This window comes from Streptomyces sp. NPDC041784 (genome assembly GCF_055591025.1).
This window is the reverse complement of the sequence record NZ_JBVJAB010000017.1, coordinates 159,024-184,273: the sequence shown is the minus strand read 5'-3', so window position 1 is coordinate 184,273 and position 25,250 is coordinate 159,024. Positions and strand designations below refer to the sequence as shown.

The window sequence follows — 25,250 nt, the reverse complement described above, 5'->3', positions numbered from 1 at the left end:
CAGGCGGCATGGCCATGGTCAACGGTCGTCTCGCGGATCGGACGTCCCGTATCACCGGCCGGGCGGCCGGCCGGGTGCGCGACCCGGCGGATGGGTCAGGATGGGGACATGGCAGATGCGTTCACCACCCGAGTTCTGCACGTGGCGTCCGGCTCCCGGGAACGGGTCGTCGACCTGACCCGGGACTGCGAGGCGTTCCTGGAGGAGGCCGCGGCCGGCCGCGACGGCCTCCTGAACGTGTTCGTCCCGCACGCCACCGCCGGCATCGCCCTCATCGAGACCGGCGCCGGCAGCGACGACGACCTGCTCGCCGCCCTGCACACCCTGCTGCCCGCCGACGACCGCTGGCAGCACCGCCACGGCAGCCCCGGCCACGGCCGCGACCACGTCCTGCCGGCCTTCGTCCCGCCCCATGCCACCCTGCCGGTGCTGGGCGGGAGGCTGGAGCTGGGGACATGGCAGTCCGTGTGCCTGGTGGATACGAACAGGGATAATCCGGAGCGTCAGGTCCGGCTGTCGTTCCTCGGGTAGCGGCACTGCGGGCGCGATATCCGGCCGTACCGAGCGGCGGTCGGCGCGACAGGAGCAGTGCCGAGCCGATCTCCGCCAGCCGGTCCGCGAGGTTCGGGCGCGGCCCAGGCGGCCGGTGCGGACCGCGTCGTCGACCACGGTGAGGACGCACACACGGTGATCTTGGCCTCGGCCGTGTCGAGGCCCTGCCCGACCTTGCCGAGGACGCGGAGGCAGAGGGCGAGGCAGTCGCGCTGTGCCTGCTTCGACGCCTTGCGTTCCTTCTCCGGCAGCTGGTCGAGCTCGCCGATGAGCAGACCGATCAAGTGGCTGTGCTGGAGGGCGAATGAGGGGCGGGCGCCGAACCGGGTGGTGAAGCCGATGCCGGCCGCGTACTCGGTGGGCAGGCACTGACCCTTGGTAGTGGGCGCCGCCGGTCGCACCGACCGGGCGACTTCACATCCTGTCGCCCCGACTCTGCTTTCAGCAGGTCGCAGGCCGGTCTCCCATCCGTGAGAGGGAGGCCTTCCGTGCGTCCGGGGCTACTGCAGCCGGGCCGCGAGCTCCCGCGGCAGGACGTCCCGGTTCGCCGGAGTGAGCTGGACGACCTCGATGTCGGTGCGCCGCTTGAGGGCGTCGGTGAACGGATCGCGGTGCGTGTGGACCGTGGCGACGACGTCGACCTCTGCGACGAACAGCGCGTCGACCGCGTGCCGGAACGCCGTGCACGCCAGTTCCATCCGCCCCAGCTCGTCGATGAGCACCAGCCGCCCTGTTGCCTCCTCGGTTGCTGCGGGCCGAAGCGACGGCAGCGCCAGTCGTTCCATGACGCCCGGGTCGACGCCGTATTTCCCTACCCGTGGCGGACCGGGCAGGTCGACATGGGCGAGCACTTCCCGTCGGCCTGCCAGGGTCTCCAGGACGAAACCGACGCGGGCGCCGGATTGCCGGATCTCCGCCGTGGTGAAGCCGGTGGCCACGTGGGCGGGCAGCAGCGCGGCCAGCCGACGCAGGGCGGTCGTCTTGCCCGCGCCAGGGCGGCCCTCGAGCAGGATCCTTGTCGGCACACTGCCATCTTCACCCCCGCTTCCGGAGGCGGCCCGGGTGGGCGCGGCCGAACGGGCGTTTCGGGGTGCGGACCGGTGCCGGTGCCGCCGTTGCGGGTAGGCGGCGCGCATGAGCGGAATTGAACTCAGCAGCACCGCGTTCGACGACAAAGCGGTGATCCCCCGTCGGTACAGCGGGGAGGGTGAGAACATCTCACCGCCCCTGACCTGGTCGGGGGTGCCCCACGAGGCCACGGAGCTGGTGCTCCTGTGCGAGGACCCGGACGCGCCGGGGACGACCTTCCTGCACTGGCTGGTGACCGGCATCGATCCGGGGATCACCGGGGCAGTGGAGGGCCAGAAGCCCGAAGGGGGCCTGCCGTGGCCCAACGGCTTCGGCCGCGTGGGCTGGGGAGGGCCGATGCCTCCACCGGGGCACGGGCCGCACCGCTACTTCTTCCGCCTGTACGCCCTGTCCGAGCCGCTGCCGCTGCACGACCACCCGGGCGCCGAGGACGTGCACCGTGCCCTGAAGGGCAGGGAGCTGGCCTCCGGCACCCTTGTCGGGACCTATCAGCGCTGAGCGCGTCACCGCTGGTCGTAGCCATGGGCGCCGTACAGCCGGACGAACCGGGCCGCGATGACCGTCCTGCGGTGCACGAGGTTGTGGGCCCGCCGCTCATACGCCGCGCTGCCGCTCCAGGCCAGTGTCGGCATGGTCCGCGCCCGACGTGATCCGGGGCGGTCGGGCGCAAGGGGCGACCCGTGGTCCGGGAGGCGCGGCGCGTCGGCGTCAGGACGGGGTCCCCGGGTCGGTGTACCGCAGCAGGGCGCCCACGCCCTCGTACAGCCTCAGCTCGCTCTCCGGTGCGACGACCAGTTCGGCACCGGTGCCCACGAGGGCCCGGACGAGGGCCTCGTCGGCGCGCTCCTCGCGCGGGGCCCGCACGCCGAAGGACATCAGCTCCGCCTCGGTCAGGGCGAGCAGAGTGGGCTGGGAGCCCGCCCAGAGCCGCAGCGAAGACCCTGGCGGCCGGTTCAGCAGCAGTGCCGCGACCTGGCCGCGCTGGAGGGCGGCGACGGTGGCGGCCAGCCCCTCCGTCATGGGTCCGTCCAGGGCACGCCGGCCGATGAAGATGTCCACGAGTTCCCGGTCGTGCGCGGCCATGCGGCCGCGGAAGACGCCGTCGAGCTGCGGCTCCAACAGGGCGCGTCCGGTGTCGGTGGGGGTCCGGCCGCCCACGCGTACCACCTTGTCCCGCAGGGTGTGCGGCAGGCGGCGGATCAGTACGTTGCACGCCCACTCGTCCCCGCCCACGACGACGGCGTCGGCATGGGCGCGCCGTGCCCGTTCGTCCAGCCGGTGACCGAGCCGGAGGCAGGTGCGGTGCCAGGTCGCCACCGTGACCCTGCGGTGCAGCCGCTCACCCGGGGTGACGATGGACGCGGGCCAGGTGCCGGTCTCCGCCTCCAGAGTCACCCAGCCGTGGGTCTCGGCGGTCGGCAGGCCGCCGTAGTGGACGACCACGGCCATGTAGGGGATCTCCGGAACGTGCTGGGTGACCAGGGGCATCGCGTCCGGCAGGGTGCTGTAGCGCGCGGAGTCGTGGTGGGGCGGCCTGGGCAGCTCCCTGTCCAGGACGAGCGTGCCGTGGGTGGCGAAGATGGCCTGACCGTGCACCCCCGGTACCTCTGTGTCGGCGCCGACCACCTCCTCCAGTACGTTCAGCAGCGCCCGGTCCGAGCCCTGACGGGACAGACTCTCGCGCAGCCGCCGCCAGCGCAGCGCGATCGCCCGCTCGGGATGCTCGACGTTTCGGGAGGTGTCCAGGTACACGGAGGCGAACGGGCCTGGCTCCGCGTAGAGGGGTTCAAGGAAGGACAACCTCATCGCCACTCCTCGTCGATGTTCTCCCCTCCTTCGATGATGCGCGCCCCGGGGGGCGATGGAGCTCGACGAGCGCAAAGCGGTGCGGAACGCGGGGCGGTGAGGGCGCCGGCCGGCAGCAGCCGCCCCATCGTGAGCATGGTGGCGGCGACCAGGCCGTCCAGCACCGCCAAGCCGCGGGCCGGGACAGCAGGCCGCTGAGCAGCCGGGCTCCGTAGCCGGATGAAGGAGCAGGAAGACACTCGACGCCTTCGAGGGCGTCGCGCGCTGGACCGGGAGTACAGCGGGGTGATCCCGCAGCCGTCGGCTGCTGCAAGACCTCGGCCGAGGCAGCGCCGGGACCGCAGCCGCCCATCGTTGCCATGGATCACCCATTGGAGCTGCGGCAGGCCTGTCGGTAGGGTCGGGTTGTCTTGGCGGAGGTTGGTGGACACCAACAAGGACAACACCGACCGCCAGGTCCGGCTGAGCTTCCTCGGGTAGGCGGCCGGGAGCGCGTGGGGACGGTGACGGCGGATGACCCCGAGGTCCACGGACGGCGACGCGGGTGACGGCACCGCCGTCTCCCGGAGCGAGTTCGACGCGCTCTTCGAGGCGGTGCGCACCTGGGGCCGCTGGACCCCGGCCGACCGGGGCGCCTGGAACCGGGTGACCGCGGACCAGGTGCGGCGGGCCGTGGCCGGGGTGCGGTCCGGGAGGGTCGTACCGATGGCGCTGCCCTGGAACACCCGGCCCGGGCCCGACAACCCCAGGCCCGCCCTGCACCACATGACCGACCTCGGTGACGTGGAGAGCCCGGAGCCCTCCGCCCACAAGGACTTCATCGCCGCCGACTATCACGGCCGGAGCATCACCCATCTGGACGCGCTGTCCCACATCGCCTACCGGGGACGGCTCTACGACGGCCGGGCGGCGGACGAGGCCGTCGGCGCCGGAGGTGCCCGCTTCGGCGCGGTACCGGCGCTCGGGGCCCTGGTGACGACCGGGGTGCTGCTGGATCTGCCCGCCGTGCGCGGGGTCCGCTGGCTGGAGCCCGGGCAGGCGGTGCGCGCGCGGGACGTCCTCGCGGCGGAGCGGGCGCTCGGGGTGACGATCGGCGAGGGGGACGCCGTGCTGCTGCGCACCGGGCACGTCCGCCGCCGCGTGGAACTCGGCGCCTGGGACTCCGGGGCGCGGAGCGCGGGCTTCCATGTGGACGCCGTACCTCTGCTGGCCGAGCGGGGTGTCGCGCTGATCGGGGGCGACGGCGACAGTGACGTACGGCCCTCGCCGGTGGCGGGTGTGCACTCGCCGGTGCACGCCCTGGCCCTCGCCGCGATGGGCGTGCCGCTGCTGGACAACCTCGACCTGGAGGCCCTCGCCGAGGCGACGGCCGAGGCCGGACGGTACGCGTTCATGATCGTCGTGACCCCGCTGAACATCCCGGGCGCGACCGGCTCGCCCGTCACCCCGATCGCCGTCCTGTGACGGTCTCCGCCGCTCCCGGGTCGCGGTGCGCGGGGGTCAGGTGCGTCGTGACTAGCGCCTCTTATGTCCGTATCCTCGTCGTGACTAGCGCCTCTTATGTCCGTATCCTCGGCAATGTCAGTTTCTTACGAAAAGCGTATGTGTCGCGGGCGTGAGTGAGGCGAGGCGTGGTTCGGTCCGGCAGAGAACCGATACCGACGGGGCGTGCGACAGAGGGCACGGGACCCACTCGTTTCCGTGAGCGGTTCCTCCAGGGCGAACCGGTCACGCAGGGGGGCGTGCGCGGCTCGATCCTGGACTCCTGGCAGCGCTGCCGGTCCCTCGGACTCTCCCCGGACCAGTCCGACCTGCCCTTCCACGAGGACTTCGACCCGGACGGCCGGATCGTGCGCGCCGCCGCACCGGTGCTGGATCGATTGCAGTCCCGGTTCTCCGGCACCGAGATCAACATCTCGGTCGCCGACGCGAGCGGCACGGTCCTGCTGCGCCGCTTCGGCGAGGTGTCGCTGGCCGCGAGCCTCCCGGCGATCCAGCGAGTCCCGGGCTTCGTGTTCGCCGAACGGTTCGCCGGCACCAACGGCATCGGCCTCGCCCTGGCGGAGCGCCGGTTCATCCGGGTCCACGGCGCCGAGCACTTCGCCGAGCGCTCCCAGCAGAACGCGTGCGTCGCGCTGCCCGTCCGCGACCCGCTCAGCGGGCGCATCGAAGGCGTCCTGTGCTTCGGCTACCCGCGCGGCGCGGACAGCCCGGCGCTGGGTGTCGTCATACGCAAGGCGGCGCAGGCCGTGGAGCGGCGGCTGCTGGGGGAGAGCTCCGCACGGGAGCGCGCGCTGCTGCGGGCGTATCTGGCGACGGGCGCCGAGGCCACCGCCGGACCGCGGTACGGCTTCCCGGTGGACGAACCGGCCCTCGGACTCCGTCCCCGGGACCGGGCGATCCTCCGGGAGCGGGCCGCCGAGCTGATCTCCCGCGGGCAGCGGGCCGCCGTCGAGGTGACCCTGCCCGGCGGCCGACGGGTCACCCTGGTGAGCCGCCCGATGGCGAGCGCCTCGGGGGTGGCCGGCGTCGCCATCGAGGTCGTCGTCCCCGGCCTGGTGCCGGGCGAGCCCCCGGCCGCCGCACCGCACCGGGTCGACGAACTGCCGGGCTTCGCCGCCGCGCCCGCCGTCCTCACCGCCGTGTCCCGGCTCGGGCGCCTCACCGCCGGCGCCGCCGCGCCGCCGCCCCGGCCGGTGCCCGCGTCCGCGCCCGGCGGGGGCGTGATGATCGACGGTGTCGACGCCGCCCCGCCGCCCCCGGCGCCGCTGACCGGGCACTCCCGACCCTCCGGACCGGCCGGTCACGCCGGTCACGCTGGTCACGCCGGACCCGCCGGGCACACGGGGCCGCCGTCGTCCGCCACCCTTCCCGGCCACGCCGGGCGCACCGTCCACGCCGTACACGGAGCACCACCCCCCACCGGACCACCCCCCACCGGACCGCCCCTCCCGGACCCGCCCCTCCCGGACCCGCCCCTCCCGGACCCGCCCTTCGCGGAACCACCCCCCTCCACCCGAGGCCTCGTCCTCGTCGGTGAGCCCCTCGTCGGCGCCTACGCCGTGGCCGCGCGCCGTCGGCTGGAGCTGCTGTCCGAGGCCAGCGTCCGGATCGGCACCACCCTGGACGTGCGCCGCACCGCCGAGGAACTTGCCGAGACGGCGGTCCCGCGGCTCGCCGACTACGTCACCGTCGACCTGCCCGAGGCCGTGCTCCGCGGAGAGGAGGCCACCGACCCGCTCGGCGACCTGCGCCGCACGGTGGTCCACGGCATCCGCGACGACCTCCCCTTCACCCCGGTCGGCAAGCGGATCGAGTTCGGCCCGACCGCGCCCCAGCTGCGCTGTCTGACCACCGGCCAGGCGGAACTGGAACCGGACCTGAAGGTCGCCGCGGGCTGGCTCGCCCAGGACCCCGAGCACACCGAGCGGCTGCTGGCCCATGTGCACTCCCTGATCGCCGTACCCCTGCTCGCCCGCGGTGTCGTGCTGGGCGTCGCCAGCTTCTACCGCGCCCAGGATCCCGCCCCGTTCGGCGACGACGACCGGTCGCTGGCGCAGGAACTCGCCAGCCGCGCCGCCCTGTCCACCGACAACGCCCGGCGCTACACCCGCGAGCGCAGCATGGTCCTCGCCCTCCAGCGCAGGCTCCTGCCGCACGGGCTGCCCGACCAGGACGCCGTCGAGGTCGCGCACCGCTATCTGCCCGCGGAGTCCGACGTCGGCGGGGACTGGTACGACGTCATCCCGCTCTCCGGGGCCCGGATCGGCCTGCTGGTCGGCGACGTCGTCGGGCACGGCATGCTCTCCGCCGCCACCATGGGCCGGCTGCGCACCGCCGCGCGCAGCTTCGCGGAGCTCGACTTCCCGCCCGACGAGGTCCTCGGCCACCTCGACAACCTCGTGGGGCGCCTGGACCGCGACGACCCCGACGGCGAGGGCGCCGGCATCATCGGTGCGACCTGTCTGTACGTGATCTACGACCCGACCGCGCAGCGCTGCGTGATGGCCCGCGCCGGCCATCCGCCGCCCGCGCTGGTCCGCCCCGACGGCACCGTGTCCTATCCGGAACTGCCCGCCGGGCCCCCGCTCGGCCTCGGCGGGCTGCCGTTCGACGCGGTCGACATCGAGGTCCCCGAGAACAGCCAGCTGATCCTCTACACCGACGGGCTCATCGAGGACCGCGACCGTGATGTCGACCTCGTCCTCGACCAACTGCGCGGCGCCCTGGCCCACCACCCGGAGCGCACCCCCGAGGACACCTGCCAGGCGATCCTGGACAGCGTCGCCCCCGACCACCCCTGCGACGACATCGCCCTGCTCGTCGCCCGCACCCATGCCCTGGACCCCGGCCGGATCGCCGCCTGGGACCTGCCCCCCGACCCGGCCCTGGTCGGCGGCCTCCGCGCCTCCGCGATGCGGCAACTGGCCGACTGGGGCCTCGAGGAGACGGCGTTCGTCGCGGAGCTGATCCTGAGCGAGCTGGTCACCAACGCCATCCGGCACGGCTCCGGTCCCGTCCGGGTACGGCTGCTGCACCACCGCACGCTGATCTGCGAGGTCTCCGACAGCAGCAACACCGCTCCGCATCTGCGCCAGGCCAGCCTCAACGACGAGGGCGGCCGCGGTCTGTTCCTCGTCGCGCAGCTCGCGCGGACCTGGGGGACCCGCCATCTGCCCGAGGGCAAGGTCATCTGGGCCGAATGCGGCCTCGACGACGCGTGACCCGAAACTCGCAGGGGCGCGTGACCCGAAACCCGCGCCCAGGATGTCGTAAATGCCGTAAATAATTACATTTGCTCGGCTACTATCCCCGTGAACAGGCCGACCCCCGGAGATGTCCCGTGCACGACACTCCCGACCCGTCCGCGGCACCCCCCTCCGGAGCGCACCCCGTGGTCAGCATCCGCGGGCTCGGCAAGCGGTTCGGCGGGACCGTCGCCCTGGACGGCGTGGATCTCGACGTCCACGCCGGCAGCGTCCTGGCCCTCCTCGGGCCCAACGGGGCCGGGAAGTCCACGCTCATCAAGATTCTCGCCGGCGTCCACCGCGCCGACACGGGCCGGATCACCGTCGACGGGCACCCGCTCGGCAGCCATGCCGCCGCCCGCGCCATGTCCTTCATCCACCAGGACCTCGGTCTCGTGGAGTGGATGACCGTCGCCGAGAACATCGCCCTGAGCACCGGCTATCCGCGCCGCGCCGGACTGATCTCCTGGCGGCTGACCCGGGAGCGCTGCGCCGACGCCCTGGGGACCGTCGCCGGACACCTCGACCCCGACGCCCCGATCGCCCGGCTCGCCCCGGCCGAGCGCTCGCTGGTCGCGATCGCCCGGGCGCTCGCGGCGGACGCGCGGCTGATCGTCCTCGACGAGCCGACCGCCCGCCTCCCGGCCACCGACTGCGCCCGCCTCTTCGACGTCCTGCACGGGCTGCGCGACCGCGGCCACGCCCTCCTCTACGTGAGCCACCGCCTCGACGAGGTGTACCAGGTCGCCGACGCCTTTGCCGTGCTGCGCGACGGCCGGCTCGTCAGCCGCGGTCCGCTGGCCGGCCACAGCCCCGCCCGCCTGGTGCACGACATCGTCGGCGGGCAGCCGGTCGGCCGGTCCCCCGTGGCCCCGGCCGGCGGCGACGGACCGGCCGTCCTCACCCTCGACGGCGTCCGCACCCCGGGTGTGCGGAGGGTGACCCTGGAACTGCGGGAGGGGGAGGCCCTGGGCCTGGTCGGCCTCTCGGGCGCCGGACACGCCGAACTGGGCCGCGCCCTGGCCGGGGCCCGGCCGCTGCTCGGCGGAGCGGCCCTGCTCGACGGCCGGCCCTACCGACCCCGCAGGGTCGCCGACGCCGTCGCGCTCGGGGTCGGCCTGGTCCCCGGCGACCGGCTGCGCGAGGGCTGCCTGGCCCAGCTGACCGTACGGGAGAACCTCCTGGCCAACCCCCGGGCCGGGGGCCGGTCGGCGCCACGCTGGATCCGGCCCCGCCGTGAACGCGCCGAGGCCGCCCGCCTGATCGCGCGGTTCGCGGTGCGCCCCAGCGACAGCGAGGCCCCCATCGCCACCCTGTCCGGCGGGAACCAGCAGAAGGTCATGATCGGACGCTGGCTCCCGGTGGGCCCGCGCCTGCTGATCCTCGAGGAACCGACCGCGAGCGTGGACATCGGCGCCAAGGCCGCGATCCACCGCCTCCTCGACGAGGCACTGGCCCGGGGCCTCGCCGTCCTGCTCATCTCCACCGACTTCGAGGAGGTCGCGGACGTCTGCCGGCGCGCCCTGATCCTGGTCCGCGGGGCGGTGACGGCCGAGCTGAGCGGTCCGGCCCTCACCCCCGCCGCGCTCACCCGGGCGGCCTCCGCCCTCCCCCCGCCCGCGACCGGGACCCGCCCATGACCGCCCCACCCCCCTCCTCGCCCCGCCGCCCCGGCGGCCACCTCGTCGGCGCCTACGGTCTGCTCGCCCTCACCGCCCTGCTCGTCCTGGTCTTCTCGCTCGCCCTGCCGCGCACCTTCCCCACCCTGGACACCCTCGACTCGATCCTGTCCAACCAGTCCATCCCGGCCATCCTCGCGCTCGCCGCGATGGTCCCCATCGTCACCGGAGCCTTCGACCTCTCCATCGGCTACGGCCTAGGCCTGGCCCATGTGATGGTGATGCGGCTCATCGTCGACGAGGGCTGGCCCTGGCCGCTGGCCTGCCTCACGGTGATCGCGGGCGGCGCGGTCGTGGGTGTCCTCAACGGTGTCGTCGTCGTCTTCGGCCGGATCGACTCCTTCATCGCCACCCTCGGCACCGGCAGCATGATGTACGCCGTCACCGGCTGGGTCACCGACGGCGGCCGGATCGTCCCCGGCCCCCAGGGCCTCCCGCCCGCCTTCACCGACCTCTACGACTCCACCTTCCTCGGCCTCCCCGTCCCCGCGTTCTACGTGCTCGCCCTCGCCGCCGTGCTCTGGCTGGTCCTGGAGCGGCTCCCGCTCGGCCGGTACCTGTACGTCGTCGGCTCCAACCCGCGCGCGGCCGACCTCGTCGGCATCTCCACCCGCATCTGCACCGTGTACGCGTTCACCGCGTCGGGGCTGATCGTCGGCTGCGCCGGGGTGCTGCTCGCGGCCCAGCAGCAGATCGGCAACCCGAGCGTCGGCCTCGACTACCTGCTGCCCGCGTTCGCCGGCGCCCTCCTCGGCTCCACGGCGATCAGACCGGGCCGGCCCAACGCCCTCGGCACCGTCGTGGCCGTCGCCGTCCTGGCCGTCGGCCTCACCGGCATCGGCCAGCTGGGCGCCGACTTCTGGACGGTCCCGCTGTTCTACGGCGGCACCCTGCTCATCGCCGTCGGCCTGGCCGGCTACGCGGCCCGCCGCCGGCTGAGCAGCGGCATCGCGACGGCCGACGCCGCATCCGCCGCGCCACCCGGACCGCCGTCCTCGCGGGGGGCTCCGCCCTGACCTCGTACCGCTGACCGCGTGCCCCCCGCCCCCCTTCGCCCCCGCCCCCCTTCGCCCCCGCCCCCGCTCCCCGCCCAGGAGTTCCCGTGCACGGCACCCGCAGAGCCACCTCCGGCACCGTCCGCAGGGTGCGGCTCGCCTCCTGCGCCCTGCTGGCCACGGCGACCGTCCTGGTCGGCTGCGAACGCGGACCGTCCGAGGGCCCCGACGAGACCGCCTCGGGCCCGAACGGCTGCCCCGCCGTCCACGCCCGCGCCCGGGCCGCCGTCACCCGGGCGGAGGCGACCGACGTGCCCTGGACGGGACCGACCACCGGCCCCCGGGCGGTGTCCGGCAGGACGCTCGTCTTCGTCGCCCAGACCATGACCAACCCCGGAGTCGCGGGCGCCGCCGACGGGGTGGAACAGGCCGCGCGGGTCATCGGCTGGAACGTCCGGGTGATCGACGGCGGCGGTACGCCCGCCGGCATCCAGGCCGCGATGAGCGAGGCCGTGGCCCTCAGACCCTCGGGCATCGTCATCGGCGGGTTCGACCCCAACGCGACGTCACGGCAGGTCGCCCGGGCCGACGAGCTGGGCATCCCGCTCATCGGCTGGCACGCGGTCGCCGCCCCCGGCCCCAGCGGCCGGCCCCCGCTCTTCACCAACGTCACCACCCGCGTCGAGGCCGTGGCCCGGATCAGCGCGCAGTGGGTCATCGCGGACTCCGGCGGCCGCGCCGGGACCGTGATCATCACCGACGCCTCGATCCCCTTCGCCAGGAACAAGTCCGAGCTGATCAGGGACGAACTCGCCACCTGCCCGGGCGTACGGCTCCTCGCCTACGAGAACATCCCGATCCCGGACGCCGCCAGCCGCACCCCGCGCGAGGTCTCCTCCCTCCTCGCCCGGTTCGGCAGCGCGTGGACCCACTCCGTGGCCATCAACGACCTGTACTTCGCCGACGCCGCCCCGGCCTTCCGCGCGGCCGGCGAGAAGGGCGCCGGCCCGCCGTACAACATCGGTGCCGGGGACGGCGATCCGTCCGCCTTCCAGCGGATCGACAGCGAGCAGTACCAGGCGGCCACTGTGCCCGAGCCGCTGTCCCAGCAGGGGTGGCAGATCGTCGACGAGTTCAACCGCGCCTTCTCCGGCAGCCCCGCCACCGGGTACGCGGCCCCCGTGCACATCGCCACGGCCGCCAACAGCGAGGGCGCCACCAGCTGGGACCCGGCGGGCTACCGGGAGGCGTACCGAGAGATCTGGGGCAGGTGACGTGGGGTCAGTTCGACGGCAGCCACTCGCTCAGGGCGTCGATGAGGGCGTCCAGCGGGGGAGCGGCGGAGGTGCGGTCCGTCATGACCGTACGGCCGTCGAACCGCACGACGTACTGGAACATGTCGGCCACCCCCTGGCCCATCGTGAGGTCGGGGACGTCGTCCAGCGCCGGGTCACCGAGCAGGGTGCGCAGTTCCGTGAACCGGGCCTCGGAGAGGTCGTGCACCGTGGCCTCGCCCTTGTCGGTGGCGCGTACGGTGCCGTCGCCCCGCAGGACCACCTCGTGGTCGACCCCGGCGAAACCGCCGGTGACCGTCATCGTCACCAGCTTCTGCTCCGGCCCGGTGACGGGCACCGGCGTAGGGCTCGCGGAGCCCGGGACCGGGGCGGAAGGCGAGGTCGAGAGGGAGGGAGAGGGGGAGGGAGAGGGGATGGCGGACGTGGTGGGGGAGGGAGTGGCGGACGGGGTCGCCGTGGCGACCGCCGTGGCCGTGCCCTTGCTCTTCCCCTCCGCCGTTCCCTCACCGTCCCCGGAGGAGCAGCCGACCAGGGTCAGCACACCGGCCGCGCACACCGTCACCACCGCCGTCGCGGCCGTACCCCTGGCGAGCACCCTGTCCTCCACCCTGCTGATCGCTGAAGAACCGTCACATCAGAGTGCCATGCTGTGCGTTCCGTCGCGAGGTCCCGTCTTCCGCCCAGGAGGTCCGATGTCCGAGCCGTCCGTCCTTGCCGCGCTGGTGTCCGCGTTGCGCGGCGGGTCGATCGAAGTGGTCGATCTGACGTCCCCGCTGTCCTCGGAGACACCGGTGATCCAACTGCCGCCCCCGTTCGGCCAGACGGCGGTGTTCGCACTGGAGGAGATCAGCCGGTACGACGACCGGGGCCCGGCCTGGTACTGGAACAACTTCCGCAGCGGTGAGCACACCGGCACCCACTTCGACGCCCCGAACCACTGGGTGACCGGCAAGGACCTCGACGACGTGGCGTCCGTGCCGGCGGGCCGGCTGATCGCGCCGGCCGCCGTACTGGACTTCACCGCGCAGGTGCGGGCGGACCCGGACTTCCTCGTGGAGGTGGACCACGTGAAGGCGTGGGAGGCCGCGCACGGACCGCTCCCCGAGGGCGGCTGGCTGCTGCTGCGCACCGGCTGGGACGCCCGCGGCCATTCCCAGGAGGCGTTCCTCAACGCGGACGAGAACGGCCCGCACACCCCCGGTCTCTCGCCCGAGTGCGCCCGCTGGGTGGCCGAGGAGGCGCCGGTGATCGGCCTGGGGGTGGAGACGGTGGGCACCGACGCCGGACGGGCGCACGGCTTCGACCCCGCCTTCCCCTGCCACGCCCACCTCATGGGCAGCGACAAGTACGGGCTGACCCAGCTGCGGAACCTGGCGGCGCTGCCGCCCACCGGGAGCGTCGTCGTCGCCGGACCGCTGCCCATCGTCACCGGATCCGGGGCGCCCGCCCGGGTGCTCGCCCTGGTGGAGGAACGGCCTCGGGCTCGCGACCGCGATCGGCGCGGCCCTGGCCCGCCCGGACCGGCTCCCGGTGGCCGTGCTCGGCGACGGCGGCGCGCTGATGGGCGCCGCCGAACTCGACACCGTACGCAGGCTCGGGCTGCCGATGCTGGTCGTCGTCCACAACGACGACGCCTACGGCGCCGAGGTGCACCACTTCGGGCCGCACGGGCATCCCCTCGACACGGTCCGGTTCCCGGCGACGGACATCGCCGCCGTGGCCCGCGGGTACGGCTTCGAGGCGGTCACCGTGCGCACCCGGGCGGACCTGCGGGCCGTCGAGGACTGGCTCGCCGGGCCCCGCTCGGCGCCCCTGCTCCTCGACGCCAAGGTGGTGGCCGACCGAGGGGCGTGGTGGCTGGAGGAGGCGTTCCGGGGACACTGAGCGGCCGGGCGGGTCAGCCCAGCGCCCGGTCCAGGTTGAACGCCGCGCTGATCAGCGACAGATGCGTGAACGCCTGCGGGAAGTTGCCCTGTTGCTCACCGGTGTGGCTGATCTCCTCGGCGTACAGGCCGAGATGGTTGGCGTACGTCAGCATCTTCTCGAAGGCCAGCCGGGCCTCGTCCAGCCGGCCGGCGTGCACCAGGGCCTCGACGTACCAGAAGGAGCAGATGGAGAACGTGCCCTCGTCACCGTGCAGCCCGTCGGGGCTGGACCGCGGGTCGTAGCGGTAGACGAGGGAGTCCGACACCAGGTCATGGGTGAGCGCGTCCAGTGTGGACAGCCACTTGGGGTCGGTCGGGGCGATGAACTTGGCCAGCGGCATCATCAGCACCGCCGCGTCCAGCACGTCCCCGTCCTCGTGCTGCACGAACGCCTTGCGGGTCTGCGACCAGCCCCGGCTGTGGATACGCCGGTAGATCGTGTCGCGCACCCCCCGCCAGCGGGGCAGATCGGCGGGCAGGCCCCGCCGGGTCGCCATCCGCACGGCCCGCTCGAGCGCCACCCAGCACATCAGCCGCGAGTACAGGAAGTTCTTGCGGCCGCCCCGGGTCTCCCAGACACCCTCGTCCGGCTGGTCCCAGTGGTCGCAGACCCAGTCGACCAGGGCGCACACATCGTCCCACTGGTCGCTGGACACCGGCTTGGCCCACTTGTCGTACAGGTAGATGGAGTCGACCAGCGCACCGTAGATGTCGAGCTGGAGCTGGTCCGCGGCGGCGTTGCCGACCCGCACCGGCGCGGAACCCCGGTGCCCTTCCAGATGGGTGAGTTCACTCTCCGCCAGATCCGTGCGCCCGTCGATGCCGTACATGATCTGCAACGGGCCGGAGGGCTTGCCGTCGCCCGGACTGATGTGCCGGGTCACGAACTCCATGAACGCCTCGGCCTCGCCGGTGAAGCCCAGCCGCAGCAGCGCGTAGACGCAGAACGCGGCGTCGCGGACCCAGACGTAGCGGTAGTCCCAGTTGCGCTCGCCGCCCAGCCGCTCGGGCAGGCTGGTGGTCGGCGCGGCGACGATCGCCCCGGTGGGCGCGTAGGTGAGCAGCTTCAGGGTGAGGGCCGAGCGGTGCACCATCTCCCGCCAGCGGCCCCGGTACCGGGACGCGGACAGCCAGTGCCGCCAGTACGCCACCGTCGCGGCGAACTGCTCCTCCGCCTCGGTGCGCGCGCACCGGCGCGGCGCCACCTCACCGCCGACCTGGTCGAGTGCGAACACCGCGGACTCGCCCTCGGCGAGCTTGAAGTCCGCGTGCACGTCCACCCCGTCGGTCTCCAGGGGCACGGTGGCGGTCAGCGCCAGGGACAGCCCGTCGGACGCGAAGACCGCCAGGTCGCCCTCCGTGCGCAGGGTGTGCGGGCGGGCGCCGTAGTTGAACCGCGGGGCCACCCGGGTACGGAACGGGACCGTGCCGCGTACGCACAGCACCCGCCGGATCAGCCGGTGCCGCTCCACCTCGCCGGTACGGCCGTCCCCGCCGCCCAGCGGCATGAAGTCCTGCACCTCGCCGACCCCGTCCTCCGTGAAGAACCGGGTGATCAGGACGTTCGTGTCGGGGAAGTAGAACTGCTTGGTCCGCGCCGGGACCGCCGCCGCCAGCGCGAAGGAACCGCCGCGCTCGGCGTCCAGGATCGCGCCGAAGACGCTCGGGGAGTCGAAGGCGGGGCAGCAGTACCAGTCGATCGTGCCGTCCGTCCCCACCAGGGCCACACTGCGCAGATCGCCGATCAGCCCGTGGTCGGCGACCGGGAGATAGCCACCGTCCCGGTGTGCGCGGGGGTCGTTCGACGCGTCCGTCATCGCAGCCTCCCTGGCCCGCTCCGCACCGGCGAGGCCTCCAGCGTAGGCGGGATCGGCGCGAAAAGCCTCGGGAACGGGGCGAGCGCTCTCACCGCCCGCCGGGAGCCGAGCCGATCTCCACCACCCGGGCCCAGGCGGGCGGATCCGTCGGCTCGTAGTCCGGGTCGTCCTCGTCCCAGGAGGCCGAGCCCCGGGGGAACAGTCCCACCACCGTCCGGCACGGCGGCGGTGCGCTCGGCCACGGCGTCTGGCCGTCGGTCAGGGCCACGACCACGTCGGGCGCCGGCCGGGACCGCAGCGCCTTGGCGAACCCCGTACGCAGATCCGTGCCCCCGCCGCCCACCAGCGGGATGCCCCCGGCACTGCACAGCGGGTGCACCACCCGGGCCGCCGCGTCGCACGGCACCACGCTGACCAGGTCCCGTCGGCCGCCCACGGCCCGGGAGATCGCCGCGACCTCCAGGAGCGCGCTGCCCAGCTCGGCGTCGCTCACCGACCCGGACGTGTCGATGACCACGCAGACCCGCGGCGGCCTGCGCCGCAGGCTCGGCAGGACCGCACCGGGCACGGACGCCGAGCGCCGCGACGGACGGCCGTACGTGTAGTCCTCGCCCGCGCCGGGCCCGGAGGCCGCCGAGCGCACCGCCGCGCCCAGCAGCTCCCGCCACGGCTGCGGCGGATGGAACGCCTCCTCCGCCCACCGCCGCCACGCCTCCGGAGTGCTTCCCGGCCGGGCCTTGATGCCCTGCGCCACCCGGAACCGCACCGCGTCGCGCTCCTGCGCGCTCAGGCCGTGCGCGCCGTCCCGGCCCAGGTCCCACTCCCGTTCCAGCCCGTCGGCGCCGCTGCCGCAGTCCAGCCACGCCAGGCTCTCCGTGTGCCGCCCCAGCCGGAACTCACGCAGGTAGTCCTCCATGAGCTTGCCCGGAACCAGGTTCAGGAAGCCCGGCTGGACGGCGCCCTCCGGTTCGAGCAGCCCGTCGCCGAACACGTCGTCGTTGATCTCGCAGTCCGCGGCGATGTTCATCCGCAGCCGTTCCGCCGGCCCGGTCAGCCCGCGCTCGCGCGCGACCCGGTCGCTGCGCCCGTGGTGGTCGCGCAGCAGGTGGGACACCTCGTGAACCCACACCCCGGCCAGTTCCTCCACCGGCGTCCGGTCCACGAACCCGGGCGAGACATAGCACCGCCAGTGCCGGTCGACGGCCATCGTCGGCACGTGCCGTGACTCCACGGTGTGCAGGGCGAACAGCGCCGTCGCCAGGTAGGGGCGGGCCCGGGCGGCGTGGAGGCGGGCGGCGAAGAGCTTGTCGAGGTCCAGCCCCGACCTCGGCCCTTCGGCCGCCGTGAGCTGCGCCGTCGCCGTCGCCGTCGCCGTCGCCGTTGCCGTCGCCATCGGTTCGTCCGTCGGCTCGTCCGTCGACGTCGCCCTCGGCTCGTCCGTCGTCATCGGCCGGCCTTCGCACCGACCGCCGCCGACCGGGCCGCCGCGTGGTCCGCCCGCCGGGACAGCGACACCACCCCGGCGAGCCGCTCGATCGACTCCGGGACGTCCCACTCCTCCTGGCGCAGCGAGGCGAGCGTGGTCGCGGGGACGACCACCAGGTCCGGGGCGCCGGTCTCCAGCGCCCGCACCAGCACCGCCCAGGCCGCGTCCCAGCGCGCCTTGTCCGGACGCCCCCGGACCGCCGCCACCACCCCGTCGAGGACGGCCTGGCGCAGATCCCCGCGCTCGGGCAGCTCGGCACCCGCCGGGTCGGCGAGCACCGCCTCGGGGTCCGGGAGGTCCATCCGGTCCACGCTCGCCAGCAGCTCGAGCCCCGGACCGTCCCCCACGGTGCCCCGCACCAGCATCGACAGCACCTCCCGGGACGAACCGGCCGCCGTCGCGAAGGCGATCAGACACAGCGTCATGTCCCAGCTGCGGGGCGACGGCCAGGGCCCGCCCCGGCGGGTCTCGGCGCTGGGCAGCCGGTGCACGAGCGTCGGCCGGGCGGCGAGCAGTCCGCACACCGCGCGGCGCGCGAAGTCCACGGCCGCCGCGAGCCTGTCCGGGTCGAGCCGGGGCAGCGTCGCCCGGGGCCAGGTACCGCCGAGTCCGCGTACGACGACCTCGTGGTCGTGGGTCCACTGGAGATGCACGAACCGGTTGGCCAGCGGCGGGCTCAGCTCCCAGCCGTCGGCCGCCGAGGACCGCGGATTGGCGGCGGCCACGATCCGTACGCCGGGCGGCAGCCGGAGGGCGCCGATCCGCCGCTCCAGCACCAGGCGGAGCAGCGCGGCCTGCACGGCGGGCGGCGCGGTGGACAACTCGTCCAGGAACAGCAGCCCCCGGCCGGCCCGGACCAGTCGCACGGCCCAGTCCGGCGGGGCCATCGGAACGCCCTGCTCCGCGGGATCGTCGCCGAGGACCGGCAGGCCCGAGAAGTCGGACGGCTCGTGCACGCTGGCGATCACCGTGGTCAGCGGCAGGTCCAGGGCCGTCGCGAGCTGGGTGAGGGCGGCGGTCTTGCCGATCCCCGGCTCGCCCCACAGGAGCACCGGCAGATCGGCGGCGACGGCCAGGGTCAGCGCCTCCAGCTGGACGTCGGGGCGCGGTTCGGTGGTCGAGTCGCGCAACAGGGCCAGCAGGTCGCCGGCGACGTCGAGTTGGGACGCGGGGGATGCGGGAGACGCGGAGGATGCGGGGGACGCGAGGGGCGGGGCGGGGAGAGAGCCGGTGGGAGCGAGCGGGGTGCATATGGGCATGTTTGATCACCTTTGGGTTCGTGACGGGGGCAGGCCGAGGTGCCGAAGGCCCCGAGGGGAGGTGGGTGAGCGCCGTACGAGGGTCGGGTCGGTGAGCGGTCAGTGAACGGCCGCGTGGCGGGGGCGTGAGCGCCCGGCACGGGCGGGGCTGCGGTCGTCGAAGCGGAGCGGGGCGGGCCCCGGCACGGTCAGGCCCGCCCGGAACAGGCCGTACACGATCCGCCCCCGCGCGGCCGTCTCCAGGGCGTCGCGCAGGGCGCCGCCGCGCAGGACGGCGTCCTGACCCAGCAGCCCCTCGACGACGGCCAGCGCACCGGCGACATCGCCGTGCCGGAGACGTTCGCGGACATCGGGCAGGCAGTCCGGACGGCGGTGTGCCTCGTCGATGATCCGCAGACAGGGCAGGGGCGTGCCGGTCAGCGCGGCCAGCAACTCCTCCCGCCGGATCTCGACCGGATCGTGGTCCAGCGGGGCCAGCACCCCGTCGACCAGGCCGATCCGGTGCCGGGCGCCCCGGCACTCGACGACACGCGGTTGCCCCGGCCGGCCCGGGGGCCCGGCGGGACCGGCGTCGGACGGCGGCGCGTGATCCGGCGCCAGCGCGGCGGCGACCAGCGGATGCAGCCGGTCGGCCCCGATCAGCCCGGCGCGCAGCAGCTCCAGGTCGGGCAGCACCCAGGTCGCCGCGTCGGGCAGCATCGGCAGCCCGGAGGCGGCGCCACCGCCGGGTACCGGTCCGATGACCGGACGCGGATCGTCCGTGCGCAGGTCCAGAGCCACCCGCCGTCGCCCTCCGAGCCGTACGACGACCGTACGGGTGCGAGGGGAGCCGGACGGCTCGACGGCCCCGTCGGCCCGCAGCAACAGCCGCGCCTCGGCCGCCCACCGGTCCACGGCACACCGCCGCTCGCCGGTCACCGCCGGCCCCAGCGCTTCCGCTTCCGCCGCCGCTTCGGGAGGCCGGTCCGCCCCCGCCCGTACCCGCAGCTCGCCCGCCCTGCGCGCGTCCCACAGATGACGGTGCAGGTCGAGACGGAAACGCCGGCTGGGGCGCGGATGCGGATGAAGGCCGCCGCCCTCGGAGCGGGGCCCGTCCCACAGCGCGAGGCTGATGCGCTGACCGGCGTCCGCCCAGGCCGGCGGGGTGCGCACCACGAGCCGCACGGGCCGTCCGCCCTCGGCCCCGGTCGGGTCGTACCGGGCGAGCGGAATGGTCAGGCCCGGGCGCAGCAGCCCGTCGGGAGCGATCCTCGGCAGGTGCCAGCGCAGCAGGTCGGGAGCGAGATGGCGGAGATCGGACCGGATCCGGTCCGCCAGCTCCCGGCCATGGCGGCGCGCCACGGAACGCAACTGGAGATCGACATCGACGGCCGCGGCGGCACAGGCCCCGGCCCAGTCACCGGTGAGGCGACGGGCGGTCGCGGTCTCGATCATGGAGGCCGGCACGGCGAACTCGCGCACGCGCAGCCAGAGGGAAAGTCGGGAATCCTCGTTCGCGGTCTGAGTGAGCATCAGCACTCACCTTGCGCGGACGGGTCCCCCAATCTGGCAACAGAGTGAATGGTCATCGCGGTGATCGTAACGGCCTGCCCGCCGCACCGCCACGCCTTTTCCGACCACAAGGTGCCGCGCGGCCCGGGGACTTGGCCCCGGACGGGCCGGAGCGGGGCGCGCGGCCCCCGCGCCGGGCGCTCCGACCCGGCTCCTCCGTGTCATTGCGGCCCACCCCCGGACCCCCGACTGTGGAGACCGGGCCGGTGGCGAGGAGGACGGGTGATGACGAACGGCGAGGGCACGCCGGACGCCGAGCGGCGGCGGCTGGCGGAGGCCGACGGAGGCGTGGCGCCCTGGCGGCGCTGGGGGCCGTACCTGAGCGAGCGGCAGTGGGGGACCGTCCGGGAGGACTACAGCGCCGACGGCGACGCCTGGTCGTACTTCACCCACGACCAGGCCCGCTCCCGCGCCTACCGCTGGGGCGAGGACGGCATCGCCGGCGTCAGCGACGACAAGCAGCGGCTGTGCTTCGCCCCGGCCTTCTGGAACGGCCGCGACCCGATCCTCAAGGAACGGATGTTCGGGCTGACCAACAGCGAGGGCAACCACGGCGAGGACGTCAAGGAGTACTACTTCCACCTCGACAACACGCCCACCCACTCGTACATGAAGTACCTCTACAAGTACCCGCAGGCCGCGTTCCCCTACGCCGACCTCGTCGACACCAACCGGGCCCGGGGCCGCCACGACCCCGAGTACGAGTTGCTCGACACCGGCGTCTTCGACGAGGACCGCTACTTCGACGTCGTCGTCGAGTACGCGAAGGCCGCTCCGGAGGACCTGCTGGTCGAGATCACCGCGCACAACCGCGGCCCCGACGAGGCCACCCTGCATCTGCTGCCGACCCTGTGGTTCCGGCACACCTGGTCCTGGGCGGGCGGCACGGCGGTCCCCGCGCTCAGCGCGGCCGACGGGGCGATCCGCGCCGACCACGAGGAACTCGGCCCGCGCTGGCTCCACCACCGGGGCGAGCCCCTGTTCACCGACAACGAGACGAACAACGAGCGCGTCTTCGGCAGCGCCGACGCCACCCCGTACGTCAAGGACGGCATCGACCGGTACGTCGTCCACGGCGAGAGGGCCGCCGTCAACCCGGCGCGCACCGGCACCAAGGCGGCCGTCCACCACGTCCTGACGATCCCCGGCGGCCGGAGCGCCACGGTCCGCCTGCGCCTCACCGACACCGAACTCGCGGACCCCTGGCGGGACTTCACCGCCGTCATGGACACGCGCCGGGCCGAGGCGGACGCCTTCTACGCCGGCCTCACCCCCGACGGCATGGGCGAACGGGAGCGCCGGCTGGTCCGGCAGGCGCTGGCCGGGATGCTGTGGAGCAAGCAGTACTACGGCCTCGACGTCGAGCGCTGGCTCACCGAGCACGGCGTCGACCCGCTCGCCGCCGACCCCCGGGTCCGCAACAGCGCCTGGTACCACCTGGTCAACGACGAGATCATGTCGATGCCGGACACCTGGGAGTACCCGTGGTTCGCGGCCTGGGACCTCGCCTTCCACACCGTCGCCCTCGCCATGGTCGACATCGGTTTCGCCAAGGGCCAGCTGGAGCTGCTGCTGCGCCGCCGCTCTCTGCATCCCAACGGCCAGATCCCCGCGTACGAATGGAACTTCGGGGACGTCAACCCGCCCGTGCACGCCTGGGCCGTCCTCTTCGTGTACGAGCTGGAGAAGCACCGCACCGGGCGCGGCGACCGGGCGTTCCTGGAGAACGCCTTCCAGAAGCTGTCGAAGAACTTCACCTGGTGGCTCAACCGCAAGGACGTCGACGGCAACAACGTCTTCCAGGGCGGCTTCCTCGGCCTGGACAACATCGGTGTCTTCGACCGCAGCGCCCCGCTGCCCACCGGCGGCCACCTCGACCAGGCCGACGGCACCGCCTGGATGGCGCTGTACTGCCAGAACCTCCTCGACATCGCCATCGAACTCGCCGTCGACAACCCGGTCTACGTCGAGCAGGCGCAGATGCTGTTCGAGCACTTCGCGTGGATCGCCGTCGCCATGAACCGCATCGGCCGGGACAACGCCAGCCTGTGGGACGAGGAGGACGGCTTCTTCTACGACGTGCTGCGGCTGCCCGACGGCAAGGCGACGCCTCTCAAGGTGCGCTCCCTCGTCGGCTTGATTCCGCTGGCGGCGACGAGCGTGATCGGCGGCCGGGCGGACCGCAGCTTCCCCGAACTCGTGCGAGGAGCGAAGGAGTTCATCGAACGGCATCCGGCCGTCGAGGCGTTCGTGTCACAGCACGTGACCGCCGGCCCCGACGCCGACGGCCGCTATCTCTTCGCCCTGTTCGGCGAGGACCGGCTGCGCCGCGTCCTGGCCCGCATGCTCGACGAGGACGAGTTCCTCGGCCCGCACGGCATCCGGTCCCTCTCCCGCCACCACGCGGACCACCCGTACACCTTCGAGGTGCGCGGCGAGACGTACGGGGTCGGCTATCTGCCCGCGGAGTCCGACTCGGGCATGTTCGGCGGCAACTCCAACTGGCGCGGCCCGGTCTGGTTCCCGATCAACATCCTGCTGATCCGTGCCCTGCTCAACCTGCACGGCTACCACGGCCCCGAGTTCACCGTGGAGTGCCCGACCGGTTCCGGCCGGCGGATGAACCTCTACGAGGTCGCCCGCGAGATCTCCGACCGGCTCACCGCGACCTTCCTGCCCGACGCCGACGGCCACCGCCCGGTGCACGGCGCACGGCGGAAGTTCGCCGAGGACCCGCACTGGAAGGACCTGATCCTGTTCTACGAGTACTTCCACGGCGACAGCGGCGCGGGCCTCGGCGCCTCCCACCAGACCGGCTGGACGGGACTGGTGGCGGTGACCACGACCCTGTTCCACTCCCTGGGCGCCGACGACTGGCAGCGCGGCGGCCGGGAGTCCCTCGAACCCGGGAGCGACCGTGAGGAGCCCCTGTCATGACGGTCGTCCTTGAGATCAACACCCTTGTCTGGCTGCGGGAGCTGAGCGTGCGCTACGGGCGCCGGGTCACCCTGGGCGAGGTGCCCGGCGAGGTCTGGGACGAGGTGGCGCGGCCCGGCGTCGACACCGTCTGGCTGATGGGCGTCTGGGAGCGCAGCCCGGACGGACTGCGGATCGCCCTGCGCGACGAGGGCCTCCTCGCCGCGTTCCGCGCGGCGCTGCCCGACCTGACCGAGACGGACATCGCCGGATCCCCGTACTGCGTACGGAACTACGTCGTCGACGCGGCGCTCGGGGGCCCGGACGGTCTTGCGGCCGCCCGCGCCCGACTGGCCGCCCGCGGCCTGCGGCTGATCCTCGACCACGTCCCCAATCACGTGGCCCCGGACCACCCCTGGCTCACCGCCCACCCCGACCGTCTGATCCGGGGCACGGCACAGGACCTGGCCGTCGCCCCGGACGCCTTCCTGGACAGCGGCGGACAGGTCTTCGCCCGGGGCCGCGACCCCTACTTCCCGCCCTGGCCCGACGTGGTCCAGCTGAACGCCTTCAGCACGGCCCTGCGCGAGGCGACCGTGGACACCCTGGTCTCCGTCGGCGACCAGGCGGACGGCGTGCGCTGCGACATGGCCATGCTGATGATGAACGACGTCTTCGCGAAGACCTGGGGCGACCGGGCGGGCCCGGCCCCCGCCGAGGACTTCTGGCCGTACGTCCTGCCGCGCGTCCGCGCCTGCCACCCCGGCCTCCTGTTCGTCGCGGAGGCGTACTGGGACCTCGAACAGGCCCTCCGGCAGCAGGGTTTCGACCACTGCTACGACAAGCGGCTCTACGACCGGCTCGTCCACGAGGACGCGGGATCCGTCCGCGCCCATCTCGACGCGGACCTCGGCCACCAGCGCGGCCTCGTCCGCTTCCTGGAGAACCACGACGAACCGCGCGCCGCCACGGCCCTGCCGGGCGCTCGGGAACGCGCCGCCGCCGTGACGGTGGCCACCCTGCCCGGGGCGACCCTCTGGCACGAGGGCCAGTTCGAGGGCCGCCGGGTGCGCCTGCCGGTCTTCCTCTCCCGCCGGCCCGACGAAGCCCCCGACGAACCCCTGCGCGCCTTCCACGACCGCCTGTTGCCGGCCGCCGCCGCCGTACGCCGTGGCGCGTGGCGGCAGCTGACCCCGAGGGGCTGGCCGGACAACGACTCCCACCGCGACCTGCTCGCCTGGACCTGGACGGACCCCGACGCCCGCCACGTCGTGGTCGTCAACCACTCCGGCCGTCCGGCCCAGGCCCGGCTGCCCCTGCCCTGGGACGACCTCCGGGGCCGCCGGCACCGCCTGACCGACCTGCTCACGGACCGGACCTACGACCGCGAGGGCGACGAACTCACCGACCCGGGCCTGTTCGTGGCCCTGGACGCCTGGGACACGCATGTCCTCCGGGTCGGCTGACGCGGGCGGCCGGTTGGCTCACCGGGGGCCGGGCGGTGGGGCGGGGGGCCGGCCGAAGGGAGACCGCTCAGCCCATGCTCTTGGCCCCGTCCAGGGACTCCCGGATGATGTCGGCGTGACCGGCGTGCTGGGCGGTCTCGGCGATGATGTGCAGCAGGACCCGGCGGGCCGACCACCGTGCGCCCGGCTCGAACCACGGCGCCGTCGGCAGCGGGTGGTCGGCGTCCAGGCTGGGCAGCGTGGCGACCAGCTCGTCCGTCCGCGCGGCCACCTCGCCGTACTCCTTCAGCACTCCCGCCAGCGTCTCGCCGGGCAGCATCCGGAACTCGTCGGCCCGCGCGGCGAAGTCGGCCTCGGTCATGGCGTCGAAGTCGCCCAGGGCCGACGGGCCGTTCACGATGAAGTCGGCCCAGCCGCGTTCCGTCCCGGTCACGTGCTTGATCAGGCCGCCCAGACACAGCTCGCTGGCCGTGGTCCGCTGCCCCACCTGCTCGTCGGTGAGGTCGCGGGTGGTGAAACGAAGGAAGTGCCGGTGCTTGGCCAGCGCCGCCAGCAGGTCGGCGCGCTCGCCGGTGACGGTCTGGCCGAGGGGGGTGGAGTCGCTCATGGTCCTCTTCTTCCGTGAGTGCCGTTCCGAGGTCGAGACCCACGTTAGAAGCGATCGAG

19 protein-coding genes and 2 pseudogenes are annotated in these 25,250 nt (G+C 73.8%); 11 read left to right on the top strand and 10 right to left on the bottom strand.

Annotated features, from left to right (window positions below; genetic code table 11):
* Positions 1 to 108 precede the first annotated feature (108 nt).
* Positions 109 to 531 (top strand): secondary thiamine-phosphate synthase enzyme YjbQ, encoded by a 423-nt coding sequence (locus ACZ6D7_RS31890; protein WP_469498303.1) that lies wholly within the window; start codon positions 109 to 111, stop codon positions 529 to 531.
* On the opposite strand, the gene ACZ6D7_RS31885 is transcribed toward ACZ6D7_RS31890, so the two are convergent.
* Positions 504 to 953 (bottom strand): hypothetical protein, encoded by a 450-nt coding sequence (locus tag ACZ6D7_RS31885; protein ID WP_469498300.1) that lies wholly within the window; start codon positions 951 to 953, stop codon positions 504 to 506. The two genes, ACZ6D7_RS31890 and ACZ6D7_RS31885, sit on opposite strands and share 28 nt — an antisense overlap.
* Positions 954 to 1,052: 99 nt before the next feature.
* On the bottom strand, positions 1,053 to 1,577 hold the full coding sequence (locus ACZ6D7_RS31880; RefSeq protein WP_469498295.1) for a nucleoside-triphosphatase: 525 nt from the start codon (positions 1,575 to 1,577) through the stop codon (positions 1,053 to 1,055).
* Positions 1,578 to 1,686: 109 nt separating this feature from the next.
* On the opposite strand from ACZ6D7_RS31880, the gene ACZ6D7_RS31875 reads away from it, so the two are divergent.
* On the top strand, positions 1,687 to 2,139 hold the full coding sequence (locus ACZ6D7_RS31875; protein ID WP_469498292.1) for a YbhB/YbcL family Raf kinase inhibitor-like protein: 453 nt from the start codon (positions 1,687 to 1,689) through the stop codon (positions 2,137 to 2,139).
* A gap of 5 nt (positions 2,140 to 2,144) precedes the next feature.
* Here ACZ6D7_RS31875 and ACZ6D7_RS31870 read toward each other — a convergent pair whose 3' ends face one another.
* Positions 2,145 to 2,273, bottom strand: a complete 129-nt coding sequence (locus tag ACZ6D7_RS31870) for a hypothetical protein (protein WP_469498291.1) — start codon at positions 2,271 to 2,273, stop codon at positions 2,145 to 2,147.
* Between the two features lie 76 nt (positions 2,274 to 2,349).
* Positions 2,350 to 3,447 (bottom strand): baeRF2 domain-containing protein, encoded by a 1,098-nt coding sequence (locus tag ACZ6D7_RS31865; protein ID WP_469498287.1) that lies wholly within the window; start codon positions 3,445 to 3,447, stop codon positions 2,350 to 2,352.
* 513 nt (positions 3,448 to 3,960) lie between these two features.
* Between ACZ6D7_RS31865 and ACZ6D7_RS31860 the strand changes: the two genes are divergently transcribed.
* From ACZ6D7_RS31860 to ACZ6D7_RS31840, 5 genes are all read left to right on the top strand, one after another.
* Positions 3,961 to 4,911: a cyclase family protein gene (locus ACZ6D7_RS31860; protein WP_469498285.1), complete on the top strand. Its 951-nt coding sequence runs from the start codon at positions 3,961 to 3,963 to the stop codon at positions 4,909 to 4,911.
* Between the two features lie 167 nt (positions 4,912 to 5,078).
* Entirely contained in the window at positions 5,079 to 8,171 is a 3,093-nt protein-coding gene (locus ACZ6D7_RS31855) for a SpoIIE family protein phosphatase (protein ID WP_469498281.1), read from the top strand.
* A 119-nt stretch (positions 8,172 to 8,290) separates the two neighbouring features.
* On the top strand, positions 8,291 to 9,835 hold the full coding sequence (locus ACZ6D7_RS31850; protein WP_469498277.1) for a sugar ABC transporter ATP-binding protein: 1,545 nt from the start codon (positions 8,291 to 8,293) through the stop codon (positions 9,833 to 9,835).
* The gene (locus ACZ6D7_RS31845; RefSeq protein ID WP_469498272.1) at positions 9,832 to 10,890 is read left to right on the top strand and encodes an ABC transporter permease; all 1,059 of its coding nucleotides are present in this window, start codon (positions 9,832 to 9,834) and stop codon (positions 10,888 to 10,890) included. The genes ACZ6D7_RS31850 and ACZ6D7_RS31845 overlap by 4 nt, the downstream gene beginning before the upstream one ends.
* A gap of 86 nt (positions 10,891 to 10,976) precedes the next feature.
* Positions 10,977 to 12,143, top strand: coding sequence for a substrate-binding domain-containing protein (locus ACZ6D7_RS31840; RefSeq protein WP_469498269.1), 1,167 nt, complete (start codon positions 10,977 to 10,979; stop codon positions 12,141 to 12,143).
* A 7-nt stretch (positions 12,144 to 12,150) separates the two neighbouring features.
* On the opposite strand, the gene ACZ6D7_RS31835 is transcribed toward ACZ6D7_RS31840, so the two are convergent.
* Positions 12,151 to 12,759: a hypothetical protein gene (locus ACZ6D7_RS31835; RefSeq protein ID WP_469498267.1), complete on the bottom strand. Its 609-nt coding sequence runs from the start codon at positions 12,757 to 12,759 to the stop codon at positions 12,151 to 12,153.
* 97 nt (positions 12,760 to 12,856) lie between these two features.
* Between ACZ6D7_RS31835 and ACZ6D7_RS31830 the strand changes: the two are divergent.
* Positions 12,857 to 13,633 (top strand): annotated as a pseudogene (locus tag ACZ6D7_RS31830) (cyclase family protein); the annotation flags it as partial.
* A 4-nt stretch (positions 13,634 to 13,637) separates the two neighbouring features.
* Positions 13,638 to 14,048, top strand: a pseudogene (locus ACZ6D7_RS31825) (thiamine pyrophosphate-dependent enzyme); the annotation flags it as partial.
* A 13-nt stretch (positions 14,049 to 14,061) separates the two neighbouring features.
* On the opposite strand, the gene ACZ6D7_RS31820 reads toward ACZ6D7_RS31825, so the two are convergent.
* The 4 genes from ACZ6D7_RS31820 to ACZ6D7_RS31805 all read right to left on the bottom strand — a co-directional run bounded on the left by ACZ6D7_RS31820 (position 14,062) and on the right by ACZ6D7_RS31805 (position 20,163).
* Entirely contained in the window at positions 14,062 to 15,906 is a 1,845-nt protein-coding gene (locus ACZ6D7_RS31820) for a glycoside hydrolase family 15 protein (RefSeq protein ID WP_469498265.1), read from the bottom strand.
* Between the two features lie 88 nt (positions 15,907 to 15,994).
* Positions 15,995 to 17,299, bottom strand: coding sequence for a vWA domain-containing protein (locus ACZ6D7_RS31815; protein ID WP_469498338.1), 1,305 nt, complete (start codon positions 17,297 to 17,299; stop codon positions 15,995 to 15,997).
* Positions 17,300 to 17,349: 50 nt separating this feature from the next.
* Complete coding sequence (locus ACZ6D7_RS31810; protein ID WP_469498260.1) at positions 17,350 to 18,651, bottom strand: AAA family ATPase; 1,302 nt, start codon at positions 18,649 to 18,651, stop codon at positions 17,350 to 17,352.
* Positions 18,652 to 18,750: 99 nt separating this feature from the next.
* Complete coding sequence (locus ACZ6D7_RS31805; protein ID WP_469498258.1) at positions 18,751 to 20,163, bottom strand: hypothetical protein; 1,413 nt, start codon at positions 20,161 to 20,163, stop codon at positions 18,751 to 18,753.
* A 264-nt stretch (positions 20,164 to 20,427) separates the two neighbouring features.
* Here ACZ6D7_RS31805 and ACZ6D7_RS31800 point away from each other — a divergent pair, with 264 nt between their 5' ends.
* A complete protein-coding gene (locus ACZ6D7_RS31800; protein ID WP_469498254.1) occupies positions 20,428 to 23,139 on the top strand; it encodes an MGH1-like glycoside hydrolase domain-containing protein in 2,712 nt (903 codons plus the stop codon).
* Positions 23,136 to 24,584, top strand: a complete 1,449-nt coding sequence (locus ACZ6D7_RS31795; RefSeq protein ID WP_469498251.1) for an alpha-amylase — start codon at positions 23,136 to 23,138, stop codon at positions 24,582 to 24,584. Before ACZ6D7_RS31800 ends, ACZ6D7_RS31795 begins: the two co-directional genes overlap by 4 nt.
* Before the next feature lie 67 nt (positions 24,585 to 24,651).
* Here the strand turns inward: ACZ6D7_RS31795 and ACZ6D7_RS31790 are convergent, their stop codons facing one another.
* Positions 24,652 to 25,191 carry a DinB family protein gene (locus tag ACZ6D7_RS31790; RefSeq protein ID WP_469498249.1) on the bottom strand — a complete coding sequence of 180 codons (540 nt, stop codon included), beginning with the start codon at positions 25,189 to 25,191 and terminating at the stop codon, positions 24,652 to 24,654.
* Positions 25,192 to 25,250: the final 59 nt, after the last annotated feature.

Bases quoted from the DNA above. Each gene is read 5' to 3' on its own strand.
- ACZ6D7_RS31815 (WP_469498338.1), bottom strand. From the start codon at position 17,299: ATGGCGACGGCAACGGCGACGGCGACGGCGACGGCGACGGCGCAGCTC.
- ACZ6D7_RS31845 (WP_469498272.1), top strand. From the start codon at position 9,832: ATGACCGCCCCACCCCCCTCCTCGCCCCGCCGCCCCGGCGGCCACCTC.
- ACZ6D7_RS31795 (WP_469498251.1), top strand. From the start codon at position 23,136: ATGACGGTCGTCCTTGAGATCAACACCCTTGTCTGGCTGCGGGAGCTG.
- ACZ6D7_RS31865 (WP_469498287.1), bottom strand. From the start codon at position 3,447: ATGAGGTTGTCCTTCCTTGAACCCCTCTACGCGGAGCCAGGCCCGTTC.
- ACZ6D7_RS31800 (WP_469498254.1), top strand. From the start codon at position 20,428: ATGACGAACGGCGAGGGCACGCCGGACGCCGAGCGGCGGCGGCTGGCG.
- ACZ6D7_RS31805 (WP_469498258.1), bottom strand. From the start codon at position 20,163: ATGCTCACTCAGACCGCGAACGAGGATTCCCGACTTTCCCTCTGGCTG.
- ACZ6D7_RS31820 (WP_469498265.1), bottom strand. From the start codon at position 15,906: ATGACGGACGCGTCGAACGACCCCCGCGCACACCGGGACGGTGGCTAT.
- ACZ6D7_RS31860 (WP_469498285.1), top strand. From the start codon at position 3,961: ATGACCCCGAGGTCCACGGACGGCGACGCGGGTGACGGCACCGCCGTC.
- ACZ6D7_RS31870 (WP_469498291.1), bottom strand. From the start codon at position 2,273: ATGCCGACACTGGCCTGGAGCGGCAGCGCGGCGTATGAGCGGCGGGCC.
- ACZ6D7_RS31875 (WP_469498292.1), top strand. From the start codon at position 1,687: ATGAGCGGAATTGAACTCAGCAGCACCGCGTTCGACGACAAAGCGGTG.
- ACZ6D7_RS31810 (WP_469498260.1), bottom strand. From the start codon at position 18,651: ATGCCCATATGCACCCCGCTCGCTCCCACCGGCTCTCTCCCCGCCCCG.
- ACZ6D7_RS31790 (WP_469498249.1), bottom strand. From the start codon at position 25,191: ATGAGCGACTCCACCCCCCTCGGCCAGACCGTCACCGGCGAGCGCGCC.
- ACZ6D7_RS31890 (WP_469498303.1), top strand. From the start codon at position 109: ATGGCAGATGCGTTCACCACCCGAGTTCTGCACGTGGCGTCCGGCTCC.